Origin of the sequence: Qipengyuania nanhaisediminis (genome assembly GCF_900115585.1) — a bacterium.
Lineage (GTDB): Bacteria > Pseudomonadota > Alphaproteobacteria > Sphingomonadales > Sphingomonadaceae > Qipengyuania > Qipengyuania nanhaisediminis.
Window position 1 is genome coordinate 467,533 of sequence record NZ_FOWZ01000001.1, and the last position, 23,972, is coordinate 491,504.

Below are 23,972 nucleotides of genomic sequence, written 5' to 3' on the forward strand. Positions count from 1 at the left end.
GGATGGGCCGCACGCGCTAGCGCTGCGGCCCATGCCATTTTTCCCCACCGCACCCGTCCGGATCCAGCCCTATTTCGGATATCGCAACGAGGAGCGGCTGTTCATCACCGCCCGCGCCTTGCGCTCGCGCGACAGCAGCTTTGCGAAGTCGGGAAAATGGCAGGCGATGCGCACCATGATGGGTCAGTTTGCCAGCCATGAAGTGGAGGGCCTGCCGGTCGAGCTCGAGATCGCCGCTCCGGGCCAACAATCGCAGCGGCACCAGGGCGTGACCGACAAGGAGGGCTTCGTCCATTTCGACATCAGGCTGGAGGGTGACTGGCCCTATGGCGAGGAACCGGAATGGGAGACGGTCAGCTTCCATTGGTCCAATGGCGAAGGCGAACACTGCCTCGACGGACACGTGCTCGCGCCGGGCAAAAGCACGTCGCTCGGATTCATCTCGGATATCGACGATACGATCATCGAAACGGGGATCACCGGGAATTTCCGCGCGGTGATGCGTAATTGGCGGCGAGTGCTCATGCAGATGCCGGAAGAACGTATCCTCGTTCCCGGCGCGGACGTATTCTACAACGCCTTGGGCGGCGGGCAGGACCATCACGGGCAGAATGGCCACGCCGGCGATCACCAGCGCGCATCACGGCGCCCCTTCTTCTACGTTTCGTCGAGCCCGTGGAACCTGTTTTCCTATCTCGTCACCTACATGAAGGGCCGCGGGTTGCCGCTTGGCCCGATCATGTTGCGCGACTGGGGCCTCAATCGCGCAACATTCGGATCCTCCAGCCACGGCGCTCACAAGCGCGCCGCAATCGACGGGATCCTGGCGACCTATCCCGACATGAAATTCGCGCTGATCGGCGATGACAGCCAGGGTGACCTAACCGCCTTTGCCGATGTAGCGGCCAGCAATCCGGGCAGGGTCAGGGCGGTCTTCATCCGTAAGGTCGGCGAAGCGATGAGCCCGGAAGAACTTGCTGCCAAACAGTCTTTGAAGTCCGCAAACATCCCGCTCTGGCTTGGTGAGGGTTATGAGGAAGGGCGCAAATTCCTCGCCTCGATCGGATTGCTCGAGGACGATGAAGCACAGAATGTCGTCAAGTCGGTCGGCAAGGGCGAAACGGAGGCAGCGTGAAGACGGTGATGCTGATAGTGGGCGTGATCGTGGGCCTCGCCCTGATCGCCGGCGGCGCGGTCCTGATCGCAATCAATCGCAACGGTCCTGCCGTCCTCGACGCGGTGGATCGGATTTCCGGCGGCAAGACCGCCGTCCAGCTGCTGCACAAGCAGAGCCTCGGCGACGACAAGCGCCAGAAACTCCTCGTCTATGGCGACCCATCCGCCAGCAAGGCCCTGCCGGTTCTGATTTTCATCCACGGCGGTAGTTGGCGCAATGGCGATCCGGACGACTACGGCTTCATCGCCCGGAACATTGCTCCGGAAGGGTTCGTCGTGGTGCTGGGCGGATATCGCCTGCGCGACAACGGCCGCTATCCGGCGATGCTTCAGGACACGGCAGCCGTGACGGCGTGGGTCCATGAGAACATCGCGACCTATGGCGGTGACCCCGACCGCATCCTGCTTTCCGGTCACTCAGCCGGAGCATACAATGTTGCGCAGGTGGCACTGGAAGAACGCTGGCTGGCAAAAGCTGGCGTTCCGCGTGCGGCGATCCGCGGCGTGATCGGACTGGCAGGGCCTTACGATTTCTATCCCTATGACAGCGATTCCACCCGGGCCGCCTTCGGCTCTGTGGGTGTGGGCGCGGAAAGCCAGCCGGTAAACCATGTGCGCGGCGATGCCCCTCCCATGCTGCTGGTGCACGGGGAACAGGACAGCCTCGTCAAACCGCGCAATACCCGCGCCCTTGCCGCCGCGCTGGAGCAAGGCGGGGCAGGCGTGCAGACGCTTTTCATGCCGGCCATGACGCATAATGACCCGCTGCTTGCCCTCGCCCATCCCTGGCGGCGCGACCCGGAAGTGATCGATACGTTCATCAGCTTCCTCGATCGGAACGCAGCGCTTTCAGTTCCGGTTCAGGCCAAAACCCCGTAAGAGGAGAGCCGATGCGCCTGCTTTCCCACCTCTTCGCCCTTGTCGCGCTTCTTGTCCTGGCGGCCCAGCCCCTGGCCGCACAATCGGTTCTGCGCGATGCGGAAACCGAAGCGTTCCTCGACGAGATTGCCGCTCCCTTGGTCGAAGCCGCAGGCCTCGAGCCTGGCAATGTCGAGATGGTGCTGATCAATGACCCGAGCCTCAACGCCTTCGTTGCAGGCGGCCAGGCGATCTACCTCCACAGTGGCCTGATCGACGCTGCCGATAGCGCAAACGAAGTGCAGGGCGTGATCGCTCACGAACTGGGCCATATTACCGGCGGCCATATCAATCGCATCGGCGAAGGTTACGCCAAGGCCGGCAATATCTCGCTGCTCTCCATGCTTGCCGGTATCGGCGCAGCGCTTGCCGGTTCGACCGACGCTGCGATGGGCCTGATGATGGCCGGGCAGAGCGCCGCGCTCAGCTCCGTTCTCTCGTTCACCCGCACACAGGAGGCGAGTGCCGATGCGGCGGGTGCCGAATATCTGTCGCGCGCAGGCATTTCCGGTCGCGGTTCCCTATCCTTCTTTGGCAAGCTGCTGAACATGGAGATGCGGCGGGGCTTCAGCCAGGACGAGGAAGCTGGCTTCTGGCGCACGCACCCCCTTTCGGGCGACCGCATCTCGACCCTGCGCGGCACCTATGAAAAGGATCCCGCCTGGAACAAGCCGAGCGACCCGGCGCTGGAAGCGCGTTTCCAGCGGGTGAAGGCCAAACTCATGGGCTATGTCGCGAAACCCGAGCACACCCTGCGTGACTATCCGGAAAGCGACACCTCCACACCCGCGCTCGTCGCTCGCGCCTATGCCTATCACAAGCAGGCCAAGATGGAGCGCGCGCTCGGAACCGCCGATCTGCTGATCGAGCGCGCCCCTGCCGACCCTTACTTCCTCGAGCTGAAGGGCCAGGTCCTGCTGGAATCGGGCCGCCCGGACGAGGCGCTTACGTACCTTCGCGAAGCCACCACGCTAAGCCGCGCCGAGCCCCTAATCGCATCGCTCTTCGGCCATGCGCTGATCGCTACCGAGGACGAGACAAACTACGAAGAGGCGGAGCGTGTGCTGCGCGCGTCGGTGGGTCGTGATCGCTACAATCCCTTCGCATGGTACCAGCTCGGGGTCGTCTATGCCGCGCGCGGCGACATGCCCCGCGCACGATTGGCCAGTGCGGAACAGCAAGTCATGAAGCGCGAATATGCACTCGCGATGCGCAGCGCACAGGCGGCGGAAGCAGGTTTGCCTGTCGGATCACCCGACTGGTTGCGGGCGCAGGATATCGGCATGCAGGCACGGGCATTGCTCGAACAGCAGTGCGAAATGAGCAAGGACCGTAGCTGCCGCAGGCGGCGATAGAGCAGCAGGAACGGGGAACAGGACGATGGCACGGCATTTTGTAACAGCGCTGATTGCGCTGGTGTTCGGGTTCGCAGGCGCGGCGCTCTTCTCGTTCAGCGGGTTGGGCAATTCGCAGACCCGCGAGTACCTCGTCGCAAACCCCGACATCCTGCCCGCGATGGCAAACGCCTACCAGGAGCAGCAATCGCGCGATTCGCTGGCCTCCATTTCCAGCGAAGTGACGACACCGTTCCCCGGCGCGGTTCTCGGTAATCCGGAGGGTTCGCGCACGCTGGTGAAGTTCACCGATTATGCCTGCGGCTATTGCAGGATCAGCACCGAGGATATCGACCGCCTCGTCGCCGACGATCCCGAGCTACGCGTTGTCATCCGCGAACTTCCGCTGTTCCAGGGCAGCGATGTGCCCGCACGGATGGCACTGGCCGCAGCGAAACAGGGCAAGTTCGACGCGTTCTACCACGCCATGTTCGCGATGGGATCGACCGCGCCCGAAAACGTGATGGCGGCGGCGCGCGAAGCCGGTCTCGATCTCGAGGCGGCCCAGGAATACGGCGCATCGGAAGAGGTCACGGCAGAACTTGCACGCAACCAGGCGCTGGCCCAGCAGCTCGGCTTTTCCGGAACACCCAGCTGGGTGACCGGCGACAAGGCATTCGAAGGCGCGGTCGGCTACGACCAGCTGGCGAAAGCGATCGGCAGCTAGGCCCTATTCCTCGATCGCCTTGGCGTACATCGAGGCAAGCGGCTTCGCCATCACACGGCGCACCATCGGCTCGAAGAATTCCAGCGGTTCGCTCTCGTAATCGGGATCGAAGGCCGCCTGGTCGTACTTCTCGCAGAATTCGGCACAGGCCTGGTAATGCGGGCTGTCCTGGAACTTGTCGCGCACATTGCGATCCATGCCGAGGTGATGGAAATAGTAATAGCCCTGGAACGCGCCGTGGTTCTGGCAGATCCAGTGGATTTCCTCGGTCACGAAGGGCTTGATGATCGAAGCCGCGACTTCCGGGTGGTTGTAGCTGCCCAGCGTGTCGCCGATATCGTGGAGCAGCGCCATCACGACATATTGCTCGTCACGTCCGTCGCGATGCGCGCGAGTCGCGGTTTGCAGGGAATGTTCGAGGCGGCAGACCGGAAATCCGCCGAAATCGCCGTCGAGCAGCTTGAGGTGATCGAGCACACGGTCGGGCAAGTCCTTGGCAAAAGCCATGTATTCCGCACCGATGATCGCCCAGTCTTCCTGCGTGCCTTCCTTCATTTCGCGGAACTTGGCGCGCTCCTCGATCGAGTGGGTCAGGTTTTCCGGCTTGTTCATCGGCTCTCTCCCAAGTGCTTTCTTGCCATATATCCTAGCGACTGGCGCAGGGCGCGGCAATTGGGCTAGGGAAGCCTCACGATGGCCGTGTTGCCCTTTAGCCCTACGCCGTTCTTCGCGAACAAGAACCAGGCGTTCTGGAACCTCCAGCTGTTAGGCTGGGGCGGGGCGACAATGCTGCGCGTCATGTCTGCCGTGGCGAACGACCAGCCGGCAGAGCGCCTCGTCATTATCCTGATTGCGACGATCACGGGCTTCTCGCTCAGCCTGATCCTTTCCGTCGTGTACAATTACTTGATCGCGCAAAGGCCGCTGGTGACATGGGGCAGCACCGCGGTTGTCCTGATGTTCGCAACGGGCATTTATGCCTTCATCGATAGCTGGGTGCTGGAAGTCGCGGGCACGTCTTCGAGCGGGAGTTTCGTCAGCCTGTTCGTGGGCATCTATTTCTTCGACCTAACCTTGCTCGGCGCCTGGTCGGCGCTCTACTATGCGATCAATTTCTTCCTCCAGGTGGAGGAGCAATCCGACCGTCTGGAGCGGCTCGAGGCCCAGGCCACCAGCGCACAGCTGGCCATGCTGCGGTACCAGCTAAATCCGCATTTCCTCTTCAACACTCTCAACTCGATCAGCACACTGGTCCTGCTCAAGCAGACCGAGCCGGCGAATGCGATGCTGACCCGTCTTTCCAGCTTCCTGCGGCACACGCTGGTAACCCAGCCGGGCGGCAAGGTGAGCGTCGCACAGGAGGCGGAGACGCTGCAGCTCTACCTCAGTATAGAGAAGATGCGGTTCGAGGACCGCTTGCGCACCAATTTCAGGATCGAAGACAGGGCCGCCAAGGCCCAGGTCCCTTCCATGCTCCTCCAGCCGCTTATCGAAAATGCGATCAAATACGGCGTCAGTCCCAAAGAAGAGGGCGCCGAAATCTCGCTGCTCGCACAGATCGTCGGGCCACGCCTGAGGATTACGGTGTCTGACACCGGGCCCGGCGTCGACGTCGGAGGGGTCGCGGACGACCTTCCCGCCGTAATGGCCACGCACAAGCGCCGCGATTCGACGGGCGTGGGTCTCGCCAATATTCGCGATCGCCTGGCGCAGGCCTATGGCGACGACCACCGTTTCGAAATCCGCTCACCCGAGTCGGGCGGATTCACCGTGCTGATCGAAATTCCGCACGAACTCGCCGACGAGGAAGAGCCGCCTGCCGCAGCGCAGGGGACATTGGCCGAGAAACAAGCCACTGCCTTGGCCGTTAATCCCCCGTCTGCCCCCCAGAAGGTAAGTACCAAGCCATGACTATTCGCACGATCCTCGTCGACGACGAAAAGCTCGCAATCCAGGGGCTTCAGCTACGCCTCGAACCGTTCGATGACGTTGAGATCATCGAAACCTGCCAGAACGGGCGTGAGGCGATCCGCGCGATCAAGACGCTGAAACCGGACCTCGTCTTTCTCGACATCCAGATGCCGGGCTTCGACGGCTTTTCCGTGGTCCAGGGCGTCATGGAGATCGAACCGCCGCTGTTCGTGTTCGTCACCGCCTTCCAGGAACATGCCATCCGCGCCTTCGAGGCGAATGCGGTCAACTACCTGATGAAGCCGGTCGACGAGGACAAGCTCGCCGATACCATCGAGCGCGTCCGCCAGCGCCTCGCCGAGAAGAAGTCCTCCGACGAAGCCGATCGCCTGCGCGGCGTCCTTTCCGAAGTCGCACCCGAAGCGGTCGAGACGAGCGAGGAAGATGCCGAGGCTGCCGGCCGCTACGAGAAGCTGATCAACGTGAAAGACCGCGGCCAGATCTTCCGTGTGGAAGTCGAGACAATCGAGCATATCGAGGCTGCCGGCGACTACATGTGCATCTATACCGGCGATAATTCGCTTATCCTGCGGGAGACGATGAAGGACCTCGAACGCCGCCTGGATCCGCGCAAGTTCCAGCGCGTACACCGCTCGACCATCGTCAATCTGGACCAGGTGCGCCAGGTAAAGCCGCATACGAACGGCGAATGCTTTCTGGTCCTCGATAGCGGCGCGGAAGTGAAAGTTTCGCGTTCCTATCGCGACGTCGTGGCACGCTTCGTCCACTGATGGGCTTCACCTTAGACGGATTCGACCTCGCCGCCTTCGTGCGCGAGACGCTCGCCGAGGATCTCGGCCAAGGCCTTCCCGGCGGCGGGCGTGACGTAACCAGCGAAAGCGTCATTCCAGCAGACGCGCGGTTCTCCGGCGTAATGGACACGCGCGACGACATCCGCGTCGCAGGCCTTCCGGTGGCGGAAGCTTTCTTCCGCGCGCTCGATATGGACATGACAATCGAGTTGCTGGTCGAAGAGGGCGAAAGCGTTCCGGCCGGGACCGACCTGATGCGCCTCGAAGGCAACGCCCGAGCCATGCTGACGGCAGAGCGCAGTGCACTCAACACCGTTCAGCACCTGTCGGGCATCGCCACCATGGTTGCGCAATATGTCGCGACGATGGACAATCCCGACTGCACCCTGCTCGACACCCGCAAGACCATTCCCGGCCTGCGCCATCTCGAGAAATACGCGGTCCGCATGGGCGGAGGTGCGAACCACCGCATGGGCCTGTGGGACGCTGCAATGATCAAGGACAACCACGTCCTCGTCGCGGGCAGCGTTGGCGAGGCGGTGCGCCGCGCGGTCGACGCAGGCGTCGAGGACATCATCTGCGAAGTCGACCGTATCGACCAGATCGAACCAGCGCTCAAAGCCGGGGCCACGCGGCTCTTGCTCGACAACATGGAGCCACCGACGTTGCGCGAAGCCGTTGAGCTGGTGGCGGGCCGGGTCCCGACCGAAGCCAGCGGCGGCATCAATCTTGCCACGATCAAGGCAAAGGCCGCCACCGGTGTCGACTACGTATCCGTCGGCAGGCTCACCCAGAGCGCACCTGCGGCAGATATCGGTCTGGACTTTACCCCGCTGTAATTCGGGTGCATTCCGTTCCTGAATGTGAGGGGGATGCCATGAAGCCTGCAGCGATCAAAAAGTTCGATTTGCTTTATCTCGGCTCGGTGGCCGTTTCCTTGCTCGGCGTGTTGCTGGTCTTCGACACCATGGTCGAGATTTCCAACGACGAGCTGGCCGCCCAGGGTATCGCACCGATGGGACAAGGGCTCCTGATTGCCGGTCTGGCGTTCTGGATCTTCATCGCTCTGGCACTGTGGTTCCTCGTTTCCAAACTGCGGATCGAGTTCGTTAAATACGTGCTCGCTCTCTTCGCCGCCTACGGCGTCTACGCGGCGGCGATGGGAAGCGGCGGCGAGGCGCCAATGGTCAGCGTGATCATCAGCTGGATCAGTACGATCATGACGGTCGGTGCCGTCTATTTCCTCTTTACTCCCGAAGCGAAGGCCTGGTTCGCGCAGAAGCGAGGCTCGGGCGATTAGAGCCGGTCTTATTGCTGCGTCTGTTATCGCCTCGCTGGGGTTTGCCAGCGTTGCCCAGGCGCAGGCCTATCAATGTCGTCTTCCTGCGAATGTACAGACACCGCAGCTTCGCGACGAAGGACGGGCGCGGAACCTGCCTGTCACCGGCTACACCCTGGCGCTCAGCTGGAGTCCGGAGTTTTGCCGCTTTCGCGAGGATGACAGGCGGCACGCCCGGCAATGCTCCGGCAGGCAAGGCCGGTTCGGTTTCACCGTTCACGGCCTATGGCCGAACAGCGGGCGTACATGGCCCCAGTGGTGTGCGCGGACACCGGTCAGCGCCGATGTACTGAGGCCCAATCTCTGCATGAGCCCCGATGCGTCGCTCCTTGCCCGCCAGTGGCAAAAGCACGGCAGTTGCATGACCCGGCGCCCGGCGACCTATTTCAAGGTGACGCGCATACTTTACGATGGTCTGCGGTGGCCGGATTTCGTGCGCATCAGCCGCGAGGACGACCTCACCGCCGGCACCATCCGCACCCGCTTTGCAGACGCCAATCCGGGCTGGTTTCCCGAGGCTGTGGGCGTGCACCTCGATCGCAAGGGATGGCTCGAGGAATTGCGGCTTTGTTACGACAGGCGCTTCATGCCCGAAGCCTGCGATGCACAGCGCTTTGGCGCAAAGGACAAGCAGGCTGCGAAGATCTGGCGGGGTCTGTAAGGAACAACAAGAAGACGCCCGGTCAGCTTTGCTTCCTCAGCCTTCCGACCAGCGCATCGGTCCCGGCAGCGATGCCCGCAAGATAATCATCTTGCCTGAAATGAGGCAGGATCGAATCTTGGATCACCGCTGAGCAGAACTCGTCCGGCAACACCTCCTCAAGACCGTAGCCGACGGCGATCCTCACCCTGCGCTCGTTAGGAGCAACCAGGAGGATGACGCCATCATCGACACCTGCGCGACCGATCCCCCAGGCATTGCCCAGATCGGTCGTGTAGTCCGCAATCTCGCGCCCCTTGAGACTGCCGACGGTAACAACCACCATCTGGTGTCCGGTGGCCTTCTCCAGGTCGATAAGCTTCTGGGCAATCGCCTGCTCTGCTGCCGGCGTAAGAAGATTGGCATGATCCGAAACCGGCCCAAGCAGTTCCACCGAGGGAGCCGGACGGGATTCTTCTACCGCAACCGGGGCTGGATCGGCCTGCGATTGATCCAGGCATCCGACCAGCGCTGCGCCGAAAACGAGCGGACCATAGACTATATGGGAGAGGCGCCTCATCAACGGCGGGCCTTGAAGAATTCGCGCAGCATCCGGGCGGCCCTGGCTTCCCCAATCCCGGAATAGACTTCGGGGCGGTGCAGGCATTGTTCCTGCTCGAAAACCCGGGCGCCGTGTTCCACCGCGCCTCCCTTGGGGTCGCTCGCCCCGTAGTAAACCTTGCCCAGCCTTGCGTGCACGATCGCACCTGCGCACATGGCGCAAGGTTCCAGCGTGACCCATAGTTCGCAGTCGGAAAGGCGTTCCTGGCCGAGCACTACTGCCGCACGGCGAATCGCGAGGATCTCGGCGTGCGCGGTCGGATCGCAAGTCTCGCGCGGCGTATTGTGCGCCTCGGCAATTACCTCGCCGTCGCGTGAGATGACTGCACCCACCGGTACTTCGCCCGCTGCTGCGCTGGCCTCCGCCAGTTCGAGCGCGCGCTTCATCGGTTGCGGAAGGGTCCAGCCTGTCATACCAGCGCCTCGCTAGCCCGCAGGCTGCGGGGGCGCAACGTGCTTGACGATTCGCACCCTCGCCGCTATGCGCGCCGCTTTCCGGGATTTATGAGCCCCTCACCCGCAAAAGCGGTCAAGGGAACTCGCCCGCCCATTCGAACGAAGAGACTGAACCATGTCGCGTATTTGCGAACTCACCGGCAAGGGCCGCCAGGTCGGCAACAATGTGAGCCACGCCAACAACAAGACCAAGCGCGTCTTCCTGCCGAACCTGCAGAACGTCACGCTGCTGAGCGAAAAGCTCGATCGCAGCTTCAAGTTCCGCGTTTCGACCCAGGGCCTGCGTTCGGTCGAACACAACGGCGGTCTCGACAACTGGCTGCTGAAGACCAAGGACGAAAAGCTTTCGGCCAACGCGCTCAAGGTAAAGCGCGAGCTCAAGAAGGCTGTCGCCGAAGCCGCTTAAGGCGATGGCGCTTCGGCGCCGTTCCAGGGCTTGATATGTGAAAAGGCGCGCGGGTCTTGCCTGCGCGCCTTTTGCTGTTTTCTACCTGGTTATCGAGCGGCTTCGGGCCAGTCCAATCGCATCAGCAGGGTCCTTTGGAGCTTGCTGAAATTGTCGTCCGAGATGAGCCAGATAGCCCAATCGCCACCGGCCTCTTGCGTAACCACGGCCCCCTCGAAGTTCTCTTGCGGGAACGGGCGCCCAAGATCGCTCAGTGGCTGCAGGGCGATAGCTTCACCGTCCCTTATGTCCTGCGGGTCGAACGTCGCGAGCTTCACGGAAAAATAGGGCGGCAAGCCAAGTTCGAATGCCCGAAGGATTACGAGGACCCTTCCATCGGGCAGAAGCGTCGCTTCCGCAGGGTTGTACCCCCTCTCGCCGATCAGGGTGAAGCCGGCAGGAACGGCGCCGCGGACGGGATCGCCTTCGAAAAGCAACGCCTCGTGCCGGGCATCGCCGCGATCCTCCTCGGCGATCACGATGATCCTGCCGTCGGCAAGGCGCACCATTGCTTCCGCGCCTGAATTGTTCGCCCAGTCCTGCATGGCAGGCGGTTTAAATGCCGCCGACCAAGTCCTGTCCGGGTTGAACCTCACAATATGGTTCGACCCCTCGATGCCCGACCAGAAACGTCCTGTTTGCGGATCTCGCACTATCGATTCGAGGTCGATCCGGATCCAGCCGTCGTTCGAGAACCCCGTGAAACCGGACACTTCCGGGGCCGGCCCCTCCCGGTCGGGTCGGGTCAGCAGCAGGACGCGTCCTGCATCGCTGCCTGCGAGAAACATGTCCTCGCCCAGGGAAACCAATGCGGAGTAACCACCGAACCCGTCGTTCTCGCTTGTCAGGTGCCAAAGCCCGCCAAGTGACAGGGGGCCATTCGTCACAGCATCGAACGCGAGCGCGCGTATCTCGACTGACCCTGTTAGATCCGGCGGCGCGACATCGCTGCGCACGAACACCCCGGGCGACAGGCCCAGGGCAAGAAGCGCAACAAAGAAAATCCGGCCTATCCGCATCGAGTAAACGCATGCCGTGGCGCGACCTGCGGGTATGCTCCCAACCTCATGGCATGGGAGGCAGGAACAGGAGCGGATCGAGCCGCTTCTCGCGCCACATCAGGCTCCAGTGAAGGTGTGGCCCGGTAGCGCGGCCCGAAGCACCGACATTTCCAAGCAGCTGGCCCTGTTCGACCCGGTCACCCTCCGCCACTCTCAGCCGCGAGAGGTGAATGAAGGCGCTGTTCAGGCCCGCACCATGATCGAGGATGATGATACCGCCCTCAAGGCTGAACCCTGTCCGCGCGAGCACGACAACACCGCCAGCAGGCGCAACAAAAGGAGCGCCATTGCCGGGAGCGATATCGATACCGGAATGATAGCTGCCCGGTTCGCCGCGATAGATACGCTGGCGGCCGAAACGACCAGAGATGCGCCCGGTTACCGGCCAGATGAACTCCTGCATCCAACCCTCGGCCCCGGTTTCCTTCGCCCGGGCATCGCGGATCGCCAGCCATTCCGGCTCACGCTTCGCCCACCAAGCCGCACCGCCCCCGCCCGTACCTTTGGCGACATTGACGCGCTCGATATCCCACTCGCGCGGATCGACGGTGATGGTCTCCCGCGCATAGACCAGATTGCCACTCGTCGCCTTGAATTCGATCTTCGCGGGGCTGTCCCTGTCGAATGCGGCAAAGAAGCGGCCTTCGTCATCGACGGCGATTTCCTGATCGCCCAACTGCGCGGTCCATCGCCCGGGACCAAGGTCGCCGCGCATCCAGCCGCCTTGCGTCAGTTCGCCGATGAAGGTGAAATCGACCGGTTTTGCGGGTTCGGGCCTTGGCTCTTCAACCACAGTCGGCGCTGGCGCCGGCGCAGGCTCGCTCACGACCACCTCTTCCGATGCGGTCACGGGCGTGCCCTGCGCGGGAGCGACGCAAGCGGCAGTGAGGAGAAAAAGTAGCGGCGCGACCCTATGGCGCATCACGGTTTGAGACGCTCCGTTGCGAGTTGCGGTGTCGCGTAGGCCTCTTGGTACTCTACCGACCAGTAACGCAATTCGTCGAGCGGGATCGCCTCGCCCGAAGCGGCGCAGAAAACGTGCTGGCCTGCGCGCAACACGCGAAAGCCGTTCGGGCCGTATTGCAGCTTTGCCTCGCCCGAAGCGGGGCCGGAATTCTTGTTCATCAGCATGGTGAGCGTCCTAGCACTTCGCGCCTATCCGAACAAATCATCCTGCGCTGGTGGTGTTCCCTTCGCCGGGCGCTTCGCGCGCGGTTTCGGGGCCGTGGGCGCCTGCGGTGCCTTGCCCGTCGTGACGGCCAGGTCTCCATCGCGGAATTTCAGCGTCAGGGCAGCCTCTTTCGCCGCGGCCGCATGGGTAGTAACAGTCCTGCCCTCCGGTCCGATAACCCGCACGTAGCCGCGCTTCACGACATTGTCCGGATCGAGCGAGACCATCAGGCGAGATACGGCAGTCAGGCGCTGCTGCGCCTGCTCTACGCGGATTTTCAAAAGGGGTGCATTGAGCCTTGCCCGGTCGGATTGCAGCCGGTCACGCGCGCGGGCTGCGCGGTCGCGTAGCCCGTTGGCGAGCCGCGTGGCGGCATCGTCCAGCCGCTGCGCCTGGGGCTGCAGCAGCACCTCCAGCTTGGGCATGCGCTGGACCCGAGCCTCCAGCCGCTCGCGACCGAGCTGCACGGGGCGCAGTATGGCGCGCTGCTGCCGTGCGCCGAAATCGGCCAATGTAGCGGCAAGTTCCTGTCGGACAGGCACGGCGATTTCGGCGGCCGCGGTCGGCGTCGGCGCGCGCCTGTCGGCAGCGTAATCGGCCAGAGTGGTATCGGTTTCGTGACCGACCGCGCTGATCGTCGGGATGGAGCATTCGGCTATCGCGCGAACGACCGCTTCTTCGTTGAAGCTCCACAAATCTTCGATCGAACCGCCCCCGCGCGCGACGATGACGAGGTCCGGCCGGTCGGAATGCCCTTCGGGTAGCGCCGAGAAACCGCGCACCGCGCCTGCCACCTGGTCCGCCGCACCCTGCCCTTGCACGAGGACGGGCCACACGATCACCCGGCTGGGGAAGCGGTCGGCAAGGCGGTGGAGGATGTCGCGAATGACTGCGCCGGTGGGTGAGGTCACCACGCCGATGGTGCGGGGCAGGAACGGGAGCGCCCGCTTGCGCCCCTCGTCGAACAGCCCTTCTGCAGCGAGGCGCGCGCGCGTTTTTTCGAGCAGTGCCAGCAGAGCCCCTTCGCCTGCCAGTTCCATCCGCTCGATCACGATCTGGTATTTCGAGCGGCCGGGATAGGTCGTCAACTTGCCGCTGGCCACGACCTCCAGGCCATCTTCGGGCTGGAACGCAAGGCGCTGGGTATTGCCGCGCCACATCACCCCATCGATAACCGCCTTCTCGTCCTTGAGCGCGCAATACATGTGTCCGCTAGCCGCGCGTTTGACGCCCGAAAGCTCGCCGCGCAGGCGCACATAGCCGAACCGCTCCTCCACCGTGCGCTTGAGCAGGCCGGAAATCTCGCTGATCGAGAGCGGGGCGGCGTTGTCCCCGGCGCGCCCCTTCGCTACCAGACTGTCATCTTGGGAATCTGACGGGAAATCGGCGGGCATGAATATCCTTTTGCTGGGCGGCGGTGGTCGCGAACATGCGCTTGGCTGGAAACTGGCGCAATCGCCGCAATGCGACAAGCTGTGGGCTAGTCCCGGCAACCCGGGAATGGCCGAATGTGCCGAGTGCATTGCGCTCGATGCAAGCGATCACGCAGCGGTGGAGCAGTTTTGCCGCGACAAGTCCATCGGCCTGGTCGTGATCGGCCCCGAAGCGCCGCTGGTGGACGGGCTGGCAGACGATCTGCGTGCGGCAGGCGTGGCGGTTTTCGGTCCCTCCAAGGCAGCCGCGCAACTGGAAGGCAGCAAGAGCTTTACCAAGGAGCTCTGCCAGCGCGCCCGCATCCCGACCGCGCGGTTCGAACGGTGCACCTCGCTCGAGGCGGCCTGGGGTGCGCTCAAGAAATTCGACCCGCCTTTCGTCCTCAAGGCAGACGGTCTTGCGGCAGGCAAGGGTGTCGTCATCGCCGAAACCCGCGAGGAAGCGCAGCACGCCCTTTCCGAAATGTTCGACGGCAAATTCGGCAGCGCGGGCAGCGAAGTCGTCATCGAGGAATTCCTGCAGGGCGAGGAGGCGAGCTATTTCGCCCTCACCGATGGCGAGACCATTGTTCCGATCGGCAGTGCGCAGGACCACAAGCGCGTGGGCGAGGGCGACACCGGCCCCAATACCGGCGGCATGGGCGCCTATTCACCTGCACCGGTCCTGACCGACGCCCTGAAAGACCAGGTCATGCGCGAGATCATCGAACCCACGGTCCGGACCATGCGCGAAGAAGGACACCCCTATTCGGGCGTCCTTTACGCAGGTCTCATGCTTACCAAGACCGGCCCCCAGCTGATCGAATACAACGTGCGTTTCGGCGATCCGGAATGCCAGGTTCTGATGATGCGGCTGGAAAGCGATCTGGTCGAGATCATGCACGCCTGCGCGGAAGGGCGGCTCGGACAGATCGAGGTGCCGCGCATGGCGGACCAGTTCGCGCTGACAGTCGTCATGGCTGCAGAAGGCTATCCCGATACTCCGAAGAAGGGCGGCGCCATTCATCTCGGCAATGCGGAGGCGGACGGGGCCAAGGTCTTCCATGCAGGTACGAAGATGGCAGATGGCCAGCTCGTTGCGAACGGCGGCAGGGTGCTCAATGTGACTGCAAAAGGCGCGAGCGCGACCGAGGCGCAGCGCAATGCCTATGCCGCGGTCGACGCCATCGACTTCGCGGAAGGTTTCTGCCGCCGCGACATCGGCCAGCGAGAGGTCAGGCGCGAGCGGGGGTAAGGCAGTTCCATGCTGCTTTACGGGCTGGTCTTCCAGAACCTGGCGCTGATTGCGCTGATCCGTGGCCTGTTTTTCGCACGACCCGCTCCGTTTGGAAGAAAGCTGTGGGTGGTCGGCGGGGCATCCGCATTCCTAGCGGGCATCCTCTTGCTCGGTGTGTGGATATACCCGCCCCCGCTGGGCGCGGTTTTCTATCTCGCCCTGTTCGGAGCGGCCTGCATTAGATGGCTCCGTCAACCTGCGCCCGACAATGCCGCAGGTCGCGCCAGCCTCTTCGCGGCAGTTGGCCTGGCCGCCTTGGGGGCAGCCATGATCTGGCAGGGAGTGACGGGGCGGATCGCCCCCGACGAACCTTATCTGTCACTGGCCAGCCCGCTGCCCGAGGACGCCGGTTATTGCGTCCTGTCGGGAGGAGCCTCCGTCGGCCTGAACCTGCATTACGTCGTGAGCGCAAGCACGGCGGCGGACTTCGAAAAGCATTCCGTCGACCTGATAGCGACCAACGCACAGGGGTTCAGGACAAAGTCCGGACTATCCCATTATCCCAAGCCGCTTTCGCCGGAAGATTACGCGGTGTTCGGAACACCGGTAATCGCACCATGCACCGGAGAGGTCGTCGAGACGGAGAATGACAAGACGGATGTCCTGGCGGGGCACAAATACCGCTCTCGCGACGGAGCGAACATCGTCCTGCTGAGCTGCGACGGGCGCGAAGTGCTGATGGCCCATTTCAAGCAGGGTTCCGTAAGGGTTTCGGAAGGCGATACCGTTTCAGCGGGAAGCGTTCTCGGCCTGGTCGGCAATTCCGGCAATACTGAAGAACCGCACCTGCATATTCACGCGCAGGAGGAGGGTGATAATGGACGCCTTGTCCCGGTACCGATCCGTTTCGAAGGGCGTTATCTCGCGCGCGGCGACTGCCTCTGAGATGCAGCCCAGCGCTTTGCACTTGCCTTTTCGGCAATTGGAGCGGCACACTCGGAGCATGGAAAGAACCGGATCGCTTGCTCGCCTCGCCCTGCCCGCCATTGGCGCCCTTGCCCTATGCGGCTGCCAGACAGCTTATGCCGATGAACAGGAAGCCAGTGCCGGCCCTGCGCCCTCGAATATGGCGCACGACAATCCGCTCGCCTTTGCACAGGGCGCCTGCGGCGGATGTCACGCGGTCGAGAAACCGTGGCTATCGCCCAATCCCGACGCGCCGACCTTTGCCGATATTGCCAATCGTGAAGGCGTGACCGAGCAAACGCTGCAAACCTATCTCACCGACGCGCACAATTACCCGCTAGTGATGGATTTCGATCTCGATCCCGAGCAGGCGGCAGAACTTGCCCACTACATCCTCAGCCTGAAGGACGAGGACTACCACAAGCCCCCGTCCTGACCGGGTCTCAGCCGAGCTTTTCGGCGACGAGCGCCTTCAGGTCTTTCTCGCTGCGCGCGCCGATGTGGCTGATGATTTCGGCCGCACAGATCGCGCCCATCCGTAGGCAGGTTTCGAGGCTTTCGCCGCGTGCATGGCCAGTAAGGAAGCCTGCCGCGAAGAGATCGCCCGCACCCGTCGTATCGACGACCTGCTCGATCGGTTCGGCTTCGATTGCCACGCGCTCGCCATTCGCGATGCCGACGGCACCCTTGGCGCTGCGCGTTGCGACGAGGACAGGGACCTTATCGGTCAGCGCAGCGAGGCCGGCGTCGAAGTCGTCTTCACCGGTCAGCGTCGCCAGTTCGTGCTCGTTGACGAAGAGGATGTCGATCTTGCCCTCTTCGATCAGGGCACGGAAATCGTCGCCGTGGCGTTCGATCACGAAGCTTTCGCTGGCGGTGAAAGCGACCTTGCGGCCAGCCTCGCGGGCGACGTCGATCGCACGACGCATGGCGCTGCGCGGTTCTTCAGGGTCCCAGAGATAGCCTTCGAGATAGAGGATCCCGGCGCTGGCAATCAGCTCGTCGTCGAGCGCAGCAGGGGGCAGGAACTGGCTGGCACCGAGGAAGGTGTTCATCGTGCGCTCGCCATCGGGGGTCACGAAAATGAGGCAGCGCGCGGTGGGCGGATCGCCGTCGCGCGGCGCGGTGTCGAAGTCGATACCGACGGCGCGGATGTCGTGGCTGAAGATTTCGCCCAGCTGGTCCTTGGCGACCTGGCCGACAAAGGCGCACTGCGCGCCGAGCGAGGACATACCCGCCAGCGTATTGGCTGCCGAACCGCCGGAGATCTCCGTCGCGCGGCCCATTGCGTCGTAAAGTTCCTTGGCGCGCGGCGTATCGACAAGCGTCATTCCGCCTTTCGCCAATCCGAGCTCTTCGATCAGATCGTCTTCACAGGGGGCCATGACATCGACGATTGCGTTGCCGATGGCGATGACGTCGTAACGGGGCTGGGACATTGGTACTCCGGAGGATGTGTAAACGGTGTGTCGGGCGCCGTTAGCGCTTCGTCGGGCATTGGCCAAGGGCGGCGTTGACTTGCGCCGCCCATCTGCGCAATCGCTGGCAGGAGATGATATCGCTTCCCCGCGCCCTTACCCTGTCACTCGGCCAGTTGGGCGATCCGGCGATCGTGAAGGTGCTGGTAAAAAGCATAGCGGTCACGATCGCGATATTTCTCGTGATAGGTTCTGTAGTACTCACCGCGCTTTACAAAGCACTTGTAGCCTATGGTGTAGGCTTGAGTGCAGAGATTAGCGCCATTGCCGCCGTCCTGCTTACGGTCGTTGCCGGCTGGCTGCTGTTCCGCTTCGTGGCGCTATTCGTCCTGCAATTCTTCGCCGATGAGATCGTGCGGGCGGTGGAAGCGCGCCACTATCCCCATGCGGCAAAGGTCGCCGATCTCCCGTTCCGGCAGGAGCTGGCGAACAGCGTGCGATCGACCGTGCGCGCTTTGCTGGTAAACCTTGCGGCATTGCCTTTCGCGCTGATCCTGCTGGTGACCGGCGTGGGGACGGCGATCCTGTTCTGGGCGGTCAACGCCTGGCTGCTGGGCCGCGAGTTGCAGGACATGGTGTGGCTGCGTCATCGCGGACATCCGCAGGAGATTGCGCCGATTTCGGCTGCGCAGCGATTCCTCCTCGGCGGCACGGTGGCGGCGATCCTGCTCGTGCCCTTCGCCAATCTGCTTGCTCCCGTCATCGGCGCGGCAAGCGCAACCCATATGGTGCATCGCGGGAGAGAAACCGATGCGTAAGTTCGTTCCGCTTCTACTTGTCGCCACCGGGCTTTCGGCCTGCGTCAGCGCGCCGCCCGCTCCTTCGGCCCCGCCGCCGCGCGCGCCGGTCACGACGCCGCCGCCCCAGCAACCGGTCGAGGTCGCCCCGTCTTCGGGAGGTTTCATCGCCCCGCGGGTCATGAATGTCCCCGGCCTCGAGGGCGTGATCGGCAAGAATGCGACTGCGCTCGCCAATATCTTCGGTCCGCCGCGGCTGGAGGTGAAGGAGGGCGATGCGCTCAAGCTGCAGTTCACCGGGCCGGCCTGCGTACTCGATATCTACCTCTACCCCCTGTCGCCCGGCGCACAGCCCAGCGCGACCTATGTATCGGCGCGCAGGGCCAGCGATTCCCTCGACGTCGACCGCGCAGCTTGCGTCGCGGCGCTGCGTCGGTAAGATGAAATTAATAGCGTAATACTAGGGAAATCGGGTCCATTCAGGGGGACTTGGAACAATGAGTACGCAATTCGACCAAATCGCCGAACATGCTGCGGCAGTCGGCAAGGTCACGCCCGAAGAAGTTCTGCAGCTGCGCCGCGAATGCTGGCCCGATGGTATCATCACCAGGGCGGAGGCGGACGCGATCTTCGCGCTCAACGACAAATTGACCGAGCGCGGGCCCGAATGGACCGAGTTTTTCGTCGAGGCGCTGAGCGTTTTCACGGTCATGCAGCTGGAGCCCAAGGGCTATGTCAGCCAGGAAAACGCCGACTGGCTGGTCGCACGGATCGACCATGACGGCGAATTCGGTTCGATGGCCGAATGCGAACTCGTCGTGAAGATTTTCGAGCGTGCGAAGAACGTCCCGCAAAGCCTGAAGGACTGGGTGATCGAACGCATGGAAGATGCCGTCCTTAACGGCACCGGGCCGACCCATCGCGGCGGCCAGATGGAAAAGGGTAACGTCACCGCCGCCGAAGCGCAGATCCTGCGCCGCGCGATCTTTGCTCCCTCCAGCGCCCGTCCGGGTGGGGTCGGGCGGTCGGAAGCCGACCTCTTGTTCCGCCTCAAGGACGCTACGCTCCACGCCGACAACGATCCGGAATGGAAGCGCCTCTTCGTGCAAGGCATCGCCAGCTACTTGCAGGGCTTCCACCTGCCCAATGCCCAGATCAGCCGCGAACGAGCTGCAGAACTGGACATCTTCATGGCCGACACCTCGCGCAGCGTCGGGCGGTTCGTCGGGCGCATGGCAAAAGCATCGCCCAACGTCTTCGGCCAGGTCTTCGGCAAGCGTGGCACAACCGCGTCGATGGAAGATCGCATCGTCGAAGCAGAAAAGGTCACCACCACCGAACAGGCGTGGCTCGACGGCAAAATTCACGCCGACGGCGAAGTCGACGAATACGAGCAGGCCTTGCTGGATTTCCTCGCGGAAGGGTGATCGGGTCCGGCCGGCGGGACCGGCTTAGACCATGAAGCTTTCGCCGCAGCCGCACGCGCCCTTGGCGTTGGGATTGTCGAACACGAATCCGGCGGAGAAATCGTCCTCCACCCAGTCCATCGTACTGCCCACGAGGTAGAGGACGCTCGCCCCGTCGATGTAGAAGACGCCGCCCGGGGTCTCGATCTTCTCGTCGAACTTGGCCTCTTCGGTCACGTAATCGACCGAATAGGCGAGGCCCGAACACCCGCGGCGCGGGGTCGACAGTTTCACACCGATGGCATCGTCGGGAGCTTTGGCCATGAGGTCGGCAACGCGCTGCTCGGCCCGCGGCGTCAGGATGACGGCGGCCTTGGGTGCGGGGCGGGTGCGTGTCTCGGTCATTACAGTCTCTTCTGCCAGAATAGCGCGTGGCCCTTGTCCGGGTCCAGTTCGTAGTCGCCGTAGCCTTGCGCGGTGTAGAGCCCCTTGGCGGAGTGGTTGCCGCTGAGGACTTCGAGCGTCACCTTGCAGGCGCCGATGCGGCGGGCCTCTGCATGGATGGCATCGAACATCGCCTTGCCCACGCCTTTGCCGCGCTGGCCATCGCGCACCACCATGTCGTGGATGTTGACCAGCGGTTTCGCGGCGAAGGTCGAATAGCCGGTGAAGCAATTGGAGAGGCCGACCGCATCATCGCCGTCGAAGGCGAGGATCGAAAAGGCGCCGGGCGTTTTTGCAAGGCCCGGAATGAGGTTTTCGCGAACCTCGTCGCCAAGCGGCTCGCCACCACCCATCGGATCGCGGGCGTAGCAGTCGAGCAATTCGACCACGGTACTCGCATCGCTTTCATCGCCATAATTGGCAATCCGGGTGGTGATTTTGCCCATCAGAGCATGCCCAGTTCGAGCCGTGCCTCGTCGGTCATCTTGTCCGGGCCCCACGGCGGATCCCAGACGAGATTTACCTCTGCATCGCGCACGCCGGGAACGCTGGCGGCACGCAATTCGACTTCGCCCGGCATGGTTTCGGCAACCGGGCAATGCGGCGTGGTCAACGTCATGGTGACGATCACGTCGGCTTCGTCCGATACCTCGACGCCGTAAATCAGGCCGAGGTCGTAGATGTTCACCGGGATTTCCGGATCGTAGATTTCTTTGAGCGCATCGACGACCGCCTGCTGCAGCTTGCCGCCGGTGCCCGTCACGCTTTCCGCTTCCGGCTTCTTCTGCAGAAAGCCTTCGAGGTAATCGCGCTTACGCTCCAGCTTCTCGCCCGCGGTTTCGTCGGGGTCGATCGCATCGGACACACGCGCACGCGGAGGCTTCCCGACCACCGTGTCCGCCGGCGATGGTGCGGCAATGAAATCCTTGTCGTCAGACGGTTTGTTCATCCGAAGATCCTCCGGGTCCTTTCAATGCCCCGCATTAGGGCGGCAATGTCGTTCTCGTCGCTGTAGAGGCCAAAGCTGGCGCGTGCGGTTGCGGGCACGCCGAGATGCTCCATCAGAGGCTGTGCGCAGTGATGGCCTGCGCGGATCGCCACGTTCTCTTCATCCAATATGGTGCCGAGATCGTGCGGGTGAACCCCTTCGAGAGCAAAGGAGACGATCCCCGCGCTTTCTTCGGGTCCGAACAGCGTCACGGCATTCGTGCGGCGCAATTCCTCGCGCAGCTTTCTCGCAAGGCCGTTCTCGTGTTCGTACAGCTTATCGGGGTCCTGCGCGGCCACGTAATCGATCGCCGCATGGAGCGCGATCGCCTCGGTGATCATCGGCGTTCCCGCTTCGAAACGCTGCGGCGGCGGGGCATAGGTCGTGCCTTCGAACGAGACCTTGTCGATCATCGCACCGCCACCCTGCCAAGGGGGCATGGAGTCGAGGATGTCTTCACGCGCCCACAGCACGCCGATCCCGGTCGGGCCGTAGAGTTTGTGGCCCGAGAAGGCATAGAAGTCGCAATCCAGCGCCTTCATGTCGAGCGTCATGCGCGGTGCCGCCTGGCAGCCGTCGAGCAGGATCTTAGCACCGACCGAATGGGCGAGATCCGCAGCCTTGCGCGCATCGAGCACGCTGCCGAGGACGTTCGAGACATGGGCCAGCGCCACCAGCTTGGTGCGCGGGCCGATCATCGCCTCCAGCGCGCCGAGGTCGATGCAGCCGTTTTCGGTCAGCGGGCAGACGTCGATCTGCGCGCCCGTGCGCTCGGCCACCATCTGCCAGGGCACGATGTTGGAATGGTGTTCAAGCGTCGACAGCACGATGCGGTCGCCTTCGGTCAGCCGGGTCATGCCCCAGCTTGCGGCGACGAGATTGATCGCTTCGGTCGCGCCGCGCACGAACACGATCTCGTTTTCCGACTGCGCGCCGGTGAAGTCCGCAACGCGCCTGCGTGCGGCCTCATAGCCCTGCGTCATCATCGCGCTGCGCGAGTAGACGCCGCGGTGCACGGTCGCGTAATCCCTGCCCATGGCGCGCGACATGGCGTCGATCACCGCCTGCGGTTTCTGCGCCGTGGCGGCCGTGTCGAGGTAGTGCCAAGGGGCGCCGTCAGGCGTCAGCAGGCCCGGGAAATCGGCCTTGCGGGTCAGTGTTGCCGTGTCGCTCACAGGTGCTTGTCCAGCTTGTCGAGCGCGATGCGCAGCAGGCGTTCCTGCTCGGCCTCGTCGTCCAGTTCCACCAGCGCATCGCCGATGAAGGCCTGCACCAGCAGGCGGCGCGACGCTTCGGGGGAAAGCCCGCGCGCAGCCATGTAGAAACGCGCATTCTCGTCCATCTGGCCGACGCTGGCGCCGTGTTCGCACTTCACGTCGTCCGCAAAGATTTCGAGCTGCGGCACGGCATTCACGCTCGCGCCCTTTTCAAGCAGCAGGCCCTTGAAACTTTGCGCAGCATCGGTCTTCTGCGCGTCGCGCACAACATCGATCCGGCCGAGGAAGTTGCCCGTGCCCTTACCCCAGTGGACGCTGCGCACGATCTGGTTGCTGGTTGCGTTCGGCTCTTCATGGGCCACCCGCGTGACGAATTCGCGCACGGTCGAGCGACCGCCCACCGTGATGCCGCCCATTTCGAAATGAGCACCTTCGGCAAGGGTCAGGACAACCTCGACCCGGCCCAGCTGCGCACCGGCGATGACGCCGAACAGTTCGAAACGCGCGCCCTTGCCGATCTTGACCCGCAAGCGGCGCAGTTCGACGCCGTCGGGATCGGCATTCTCGTCGGAGATAACCAGTGTTTCGCGCAAGGTCTCGCCGGCGGGGACTTCGATGTCCTGCCAGCGGTCGAATACGCCGAGGTCCATGCCGGCCAGCGCATCCGTGTCCGAATAGCGCCACGCCTCGTCCTTGCGGGTGGGGAAAGCGACGTCCTGGGTCATGCAGGCTCCGCCATCACCGCGTCATAGCCTTCGTTCTCGAGCCGCAGCGCAAGCTCCGGTCCGCCGGTCTTGACGATGCGGCCCTTGCTCAGGATCGAGACCTTGTCGGGCTTCACCACGTCGAGCAGGCGCTGGTAGTGGGTGATCAACAGGACACCCTTGCCGCTGTCGCGCATGATCGCATTGATGCCATCGCCCACCACGCGCAGCGCATCGATGTCGAGACCGCTGTCGGTTTCGTCGAGCACGGCAAAGGCAGGGTCGAGGATGCCCATCTGGACCATCTCGGCGCGCTTCTTCTCACCACCGGAAAAGCCGACGTTCACATTGCGCTTGAGCATGTCCATGTCGAGCTTCAGCAGGGCGGCCTTTTCCTTGGCCAGCTTCAGGAATTCGCCGCCCGAGAGCGGTTCTTCACCGCGGCCCTTGCGCTGGGCATTGAGCGCCTCGCGCAGGAACTGGACATTGGACACGCCGGGAATTTCGACCGGATACTGGAAGCCGAGGAACAGCCCTGCCGCAGCGCGCTCGTGCGGTTCCATGTCGAGCAGGTCCTGGCCGCGGAAGGTGACCGAGCCGCCCGTCACTTCGTAGCCCGGACGGCCGCCGAGCACATAGGACAGCGTGGACTTGCCCGCGCCGTTGGGCCCCATGATGGCATGGATTTCGCCCGCAGCCACTTCCAGGCTGAGGCCATTGAGAATGGTCTTGCCGTCGATTTCGGCGGTGAGATTGTCAATCTTGAGCATCG

30 protein-coding genes are annotated in these 23,972 nt (G+C 63.2%); 16 read left to right on the forward strand and 14 right to left on the reverse strand.

Annotation, left to right across the window (positions count from 1 at the left end):
* The first annotated feature begins 31 nt into the window (after positions 1 to 31).
* The 4 genes from BM173_RS02335 to BM173_RS02350 are packed head-to-tail and all read left to right on the forward strand — an operon-like array spanning position 32 to position 4,155.
* Positions 32 to 1,135, forward strand: a complete 1,104-nt coding sequence (locus BM173_RS02335; protein WP_090478377.1) for an App1 family protein phosphatidate phosphatase — start codon at positions 32 to 34, stop codon at positions 1,133 to 1,135.
* Positions 1,132 to 2,055, forward strand: a complete 924-nt coding sequence (locus BM173_RS02340; RefSeq protein WP_090476943.1) for an alpha/beta hydrolase — start codon at positions 1,132 to 1,134, stop codon at positions 2,053 to 2,055. Before BM173_RS02335 ends, BM173_RS02340 begins: the two co-directional genes overlap by 4 nt.
* An 11-nt stretch (positions 2,056 to 2,066) precedes the next feature.
* Positions 2,067 to 3,449, forward strand: a complete 1,383-nt coding sequence (locus BM173_RS02345) for a M48 family metalloprotease (protein ID WP_090476945.1) — start codon at positions 2,067 to 2,069, stop codon at positions 3,447 to 3,449.
* A gap of 25 nt (positions 3,450 to 3,474) precedes the next feature.
* Complete coding sequence (locus BM173_RS02350; protein WP_090476947.1) at positions 3,475 to 4,155, forward strand: DsbA family protein; 681 nt, start codon at positions 3,475 to 3,477, stop codon at positions 4,153 to 4,155.
* Between the two features lie 3 nt (positions 4,156 to 4,158).
* On the opposite strand, the gene BM173_RS02355 is transcribed toward BM173_RS02350, so the two are convergent.
* Positions 4,159 to 4,767, reverse strand: a complete 609-nt coding sequence (locus BM173_RS02355) for an HD domain-containing protein (protein ID WP_090476949.1) — start codon at positions 4,765 to 4,767, stop codon at positions 4,159 to 4,161.
* 81 nt (positions 4,768 to 4,848) lie between these two features.
* Here BM173_RS02355 and BM173_RS02360 point away from each other — a divergent pair, with 81 nt between their 5' ends.
* Genes BM173_RS02360 through BM173_RS02380 form a run of 5 tightly spaced genes read left to right on the forward strand, consistent with a single transcriptional unit; the run spans position 4,849 to position 8,878 of the window.
* Complete coding sequence (locus BM173_RS02360) at positions 4,849 to 6,066, forward strand: sensor histidine kinase (protein WP_090476951.1); 1,218 nt, start codon at positions 4,849 to 4,851, stop codon at positions 6,064 to 6,066.
* A complete protein-coding gene (locus BM173_RS02365) occupies positions 6,063 to 6,857 on the forward strand; it encodes a LytR/AlgR family response regulator transcription factor (RefSeq protein WP_090476953.1) in 795 nt (264 codons plus the stop codon). The genes BM173_RS02360 and BM173_RS02365 overlap by 4 nt, the downstream gene beginning before the upstream one ends.
* The gene (gene nadC, locus BM173_RS02370; RefSeq protein WP_090476954.1) at positions 6,857 to 7,717 is read left to right on the forward strand and encodes a carboxylating nicotinate-nucleotide diphosphorylase; all 861 of its coding nucleotides are present in this window, start codon (positions 6,857 to 6,859) and stop codon (positions 7,715 to 7,717) included. Before BM173_RS02365 ends, nadC begins: the two co-directional genes overlap by 1 nt.
* Before the next feature lie 38 nt (positions 7,718 to 7,755).
* Positions 7,756 to 8,178, forward strand: coding sequence for a hypothetical protein (locus BM173_RS02375; RefSeq protein WP_090476956.1), 423 nt, complete (start codon positions 7,756 to 7,758; stop codon positions 8,176 to 8,178).
* Positions 8,108 to 8,878 (forward strand): ribonuclease T2 family protein, encoded by a 771-nt coding sequence (locus BM173_RS02380; RefSeq protein ID WP_342741966.1) that lies wholly within the window; start codon positions 8,108 to 8,110, stop codon positions 8,876 to 8,878. Before BM173_RS02375 ends, BM173_RS02380 begins: the two co-directional genes overlap by 71 nt.
* A gap of 22 nt (positions 8,879 to 8,900) precedes the next feature.
* Here the strand turns inward: BM173_RS02380 and BM173_RS02385 are convergent, their stop codons facing one another.
* Both BM173_RS02385 and BM173_RS02390 read right to left on the reverse strand, forming a co-directional pair.
* Positions 8,901 to 9,437, reverse strand: coding sequence for a TPM domain-containing protein (locus tag BM173_RS02385; RefSeq protein ID WP_177201779.1), 537 nt, complete (start codon positions 9,435 to 9,437; stop codon positions 8,901 to 8,903).
* Complete coding sequence (locus BM173_RS02390; protein ID WP_090476961.1) at positions 9,437 to 9,892, reverse strand: nucleoside deaminase; 456 nt, start codon at positions 9,890 to 9,892, stop codon at positions 9,437 to 9,439. Before BM173_RS02390 ends, BM173_RS02385 begins: the two co-directional genes overlap by 1 nt.
* 157 nt (positions 9,893 to 10,049) lie before the next feature.
* Here BM173_RS02390 and rpmB point away from each other — a divergent pair, with 157 nt between their 5' ends.
* The gene (rpmB, locus tag BM173_RS02395) at positions 10,050 to 10,340 is read left to right on the forward strand and encodes a 50S ribosomal protein L28 (RefSeq protein ID WP_090476962.1); all 291 of its coding nucleotides are present in this window, start codon (positions 10,050 to 10,052) and stop codon (positions 10,338 to 10,340) included.
* 89 nt (positions 10,341 to 10,429) lie between these two features.
* On the opposite strand, the gene BM173_RS02400 is transcribed toward rpmB, so the two are convergent.
* The 4 genes from BM173_RS02400 to xseA all read right to left on the reverse strand — a co-directional run bounded on the left by BM173_RS02400 (position 10,430) and on the right by xseA (position 14,005).
* The gene (locus tag BM173_RS02400) at positions 10,430 to 11,341 is read right to left on the reverse strand and encodes an esterase-like activity of phytase family protein (RefSeq protein ID WP_177201780.1); all 912 of its coding nucleotides are present in this window, start codon (positions 11,339 to 11,341) and stop codon (positions 10,430 to 10,432) included.
* Positions 11,342 to 11,444: 103 nt separating this feature from the next.
* A complete protein-coding gene (locus tag BM173_RS02405; RefSeq protein WP_090476966.1) occupies positions 11,445 to 12,362 on the reverse strand; it encodes a M23 family metallopeptidase in 918 nt (305 codons plus the stop codon).
* Positions 12,362 to 12,571, reverse strand: a complete 210-nt coding sequence (locus tag BM173_RS02410) for a DUF2093 domain-containing protein (RefSeq protein ID WP_090476968.1) — start codon at positions 12,569 to 12,571, stop codon at positions 12,362 to 12,364. Before BM173_RS02410 ends, BM173_RS02405 begins: the two co-directional genes overlap by 1 nt.
* Before the next feature lie 24 nt (positions 12,572 to 12,595).
* Positions 12,596 to 14,005: an exodeoxyribonuclease VII large subunit gene (gene xseA / locus BM173_RS02415; protein WP_090476970.1), complete on the reverse strand. Its 1,410-nt coding sequence runs from the start codon at positions 14,003 to 14,005 to the stop codon at positions 12,596 to 12,598.
* Between xseA and purD the strand changes: the two genes are divergently transcribed.
* From purD to BM173_RS02430, 3 genes are read left to right on the forward strand one after another with little or no spacing between them, the layout of a single operon-like run.
* Positions 14,004 to 15,278 carry a phosphoribosylamine--glycine ligase gene (gene purD, locus BM173_RS02420; protein ID WP_090476972.1) on the forward strand — a complete coding sequence of 425 codons (1,275 nt, stop codon included), beginning with the start codon at positions 14,004 to 14,006 and terminating at the stop codon, positions 15,276 to 15,278. The genes xseA and purD overlap by 2 nt on opposite strands.
* A gap of 9 nt (positions 15,279 to 15,287) precedes the next feature.
* Positions 15,288 to 16,205 (forward strand): M23 family metallopeptidase, encoded by a 918-nt coding sequence (locus tag BM173_RS02425; protein WP_090476974.1) that lies wholly within the window; start codon positions 15,288 to 15,290, stop codon positions 16,203 to 16,205.
* 58 nt (positions 16,206 to 16,263) lie between these two features.
* Positions 16,264 to 16,662, forward strand: a complete 399-nt coding sequence (locus BM173_RS02430; protein WP_090476976.1) for a hypothetical protein — start codon at positions 16,264 to 16,266, stop codon at positions 16,660 to 16,662.
* A gap of 7 nt (positions 16,663 to 16,669) precedes the next feature.
* Here the strand turns inward: BM173_RS02430 and BM173_RS02435 are convergent, their stop codons facing one another.
* Positions 16,670 to 17,665 carry an adenosine kinase gene (locus BM173_RS02435; protein WP_090476978.1) on the reverse strand — a complete coding sequence of 332 codons (996 nt, stop codon included), beginning with the start codon at positions 17,663 to 17,665 and terminating at the stop codon, positions 16,670 to 16,672.
* Positions 17,666 to 17,778: 113 nt separating this feature from the next.
* Here BM173_RS02435 and BM173_RS02440 point away from each other — a divergent pair, with 113 nt between their 5' ends.
* Genes BM173_RS02440 through BM173_RS02450 form a run of 3 tightly spaced genes read left to right on the forward strand, consistent with a single transcriptional unit; the run spans position 17,779 to position 19,868 of the window.
* Positions 17,779 to 18,462: an EI24 domain-containing protein gene (locus tag BM173_RS02440; protein ID WP_090478383.1), complete on the forward strand. Its 684-nt coding sequence runs from the start codon at positions 17,779 to 17,781 to the stop codon at positions 18,460 to 18,462.
* Entirely contained in the window at positions 18,455 to 18,880 is a 426-nt protein-coding gene (locus tag BM173_RS02445; protein ID WP_090476980.1) for a hypothetical protein, read from the forward strand. The genes BM173_RS02440 and BM173_RS02445 overlap by 8 nt, the downstream gene beginning before the upstream one ends.
* Positions 18,881 to 18,938: 58 nt before the next feature.
* Positions 18,939 to 19,868 (forward strand): hypothetical protein, encoded by a 930-nt coding sequence (locus tag BM173_RS02450; RefSeq protein WP_090476982.1) that lies wholly within the window; start codon positions 18,939 to 18,941, stop codon positions 19,866 to 19,868.
* A gap of 24 nt (positions 19,869 to 19,892) precedes the next feature.
* Here BM173_RS02450 and BM173_RS02455 read toward each other — a convergent pair whose 3' ends face one another.
* Genes BM173_RS02455 through sufC form a run of 6 tightly spaced genes read right to left on the reverse strand, consistent with a single transcriptional unit; the run spans position 19,893 to position 23,970 of the window.
* The gene (locus tag BM173_RS02455; RefSeq protein WP_090476984.1) at positions 19,893 to 20,252 is read right to left on the reverse strand and encodes a HesB/IscA family protein; all 360 of its coding nucleotides are present in this window, start codon (positions 20,250 to 20,252) and stop codon (positions 19,893 to 19,895) included.
* Complete coding sequence (locus BM173_RS02460; RefSeq protein ID WP_090476985.1) at positions 20,252 to 20,737, reverse strand: GNAT family N-acetyltransferase; 486 nt, start codon at positions 20,735 to 20,737, stop codon at positions 20,252 to 20,254. Before BM173_RS02460 ends, BM173_RS02455 begins: the two co-directional genes overlap by 1 nt.
* On the reverse strand, positions 20,737 to 21,240 hold the full coding sequence (locus BM173_RS02465; RefSeq protein ID WP_177201781.1) for an SUF system Fe-S cluster assembly protein: 504 nt from the start codon (positions 21,238 to 21,240) through the stop codon (positions 20,737 to 20,739). The genes BM173_RS02460 and BM173_RS02465 overlap by 1 nt, the downstream gene beginning before the upstream one ends.
* On the reverse strand, positions 21,237 to 22,454 hold the full coding sequence (locus tag BM173_RS02470) for an aminotransferase class V-fold PLP-dependent enzyme (protein WP_090476987.1): 1,218 nt from the start codon (positions 22,452 to 22,454) through the stop codon (positions 21,237 to 21,239). The genes BM173_RS02465 and BM173_RS02470 overlap by 4 nt, the downstream gene beginning before the upstream one ends.
* A complete protein-coding gene (locus BM173_RS02475) occupies positions 22,451 to 23,221 on the reverse strand; it encodes a SufD family Fe-S cluster assembly protein (protein WP_090476989.1) in 771 nt (256 codons plus the stop codon). The genes BM173_RS02470 and BM173_RS02475 overlap by 4 nt, the downstream gene beginning before the upstream one ends.
* On the reverse strand, positions 23,218 to 23,970 hold the full coding sequence (sufC, locus tag BM173_RS02480; protein WP_090476991.1) for a Fe-S cluster assembly ATPase SufC: 753 nt from the start codon (positions 23,968 to 23,970) through the stop codon (positions 23,218 to 23,220). Before sufC ends, BM173_RS02475 begins: the two co-directional genes overlap by 4 nt.
* Between the last annotated feature and the right edge of the window lie 2 nt (positions 23,971 to 23,972).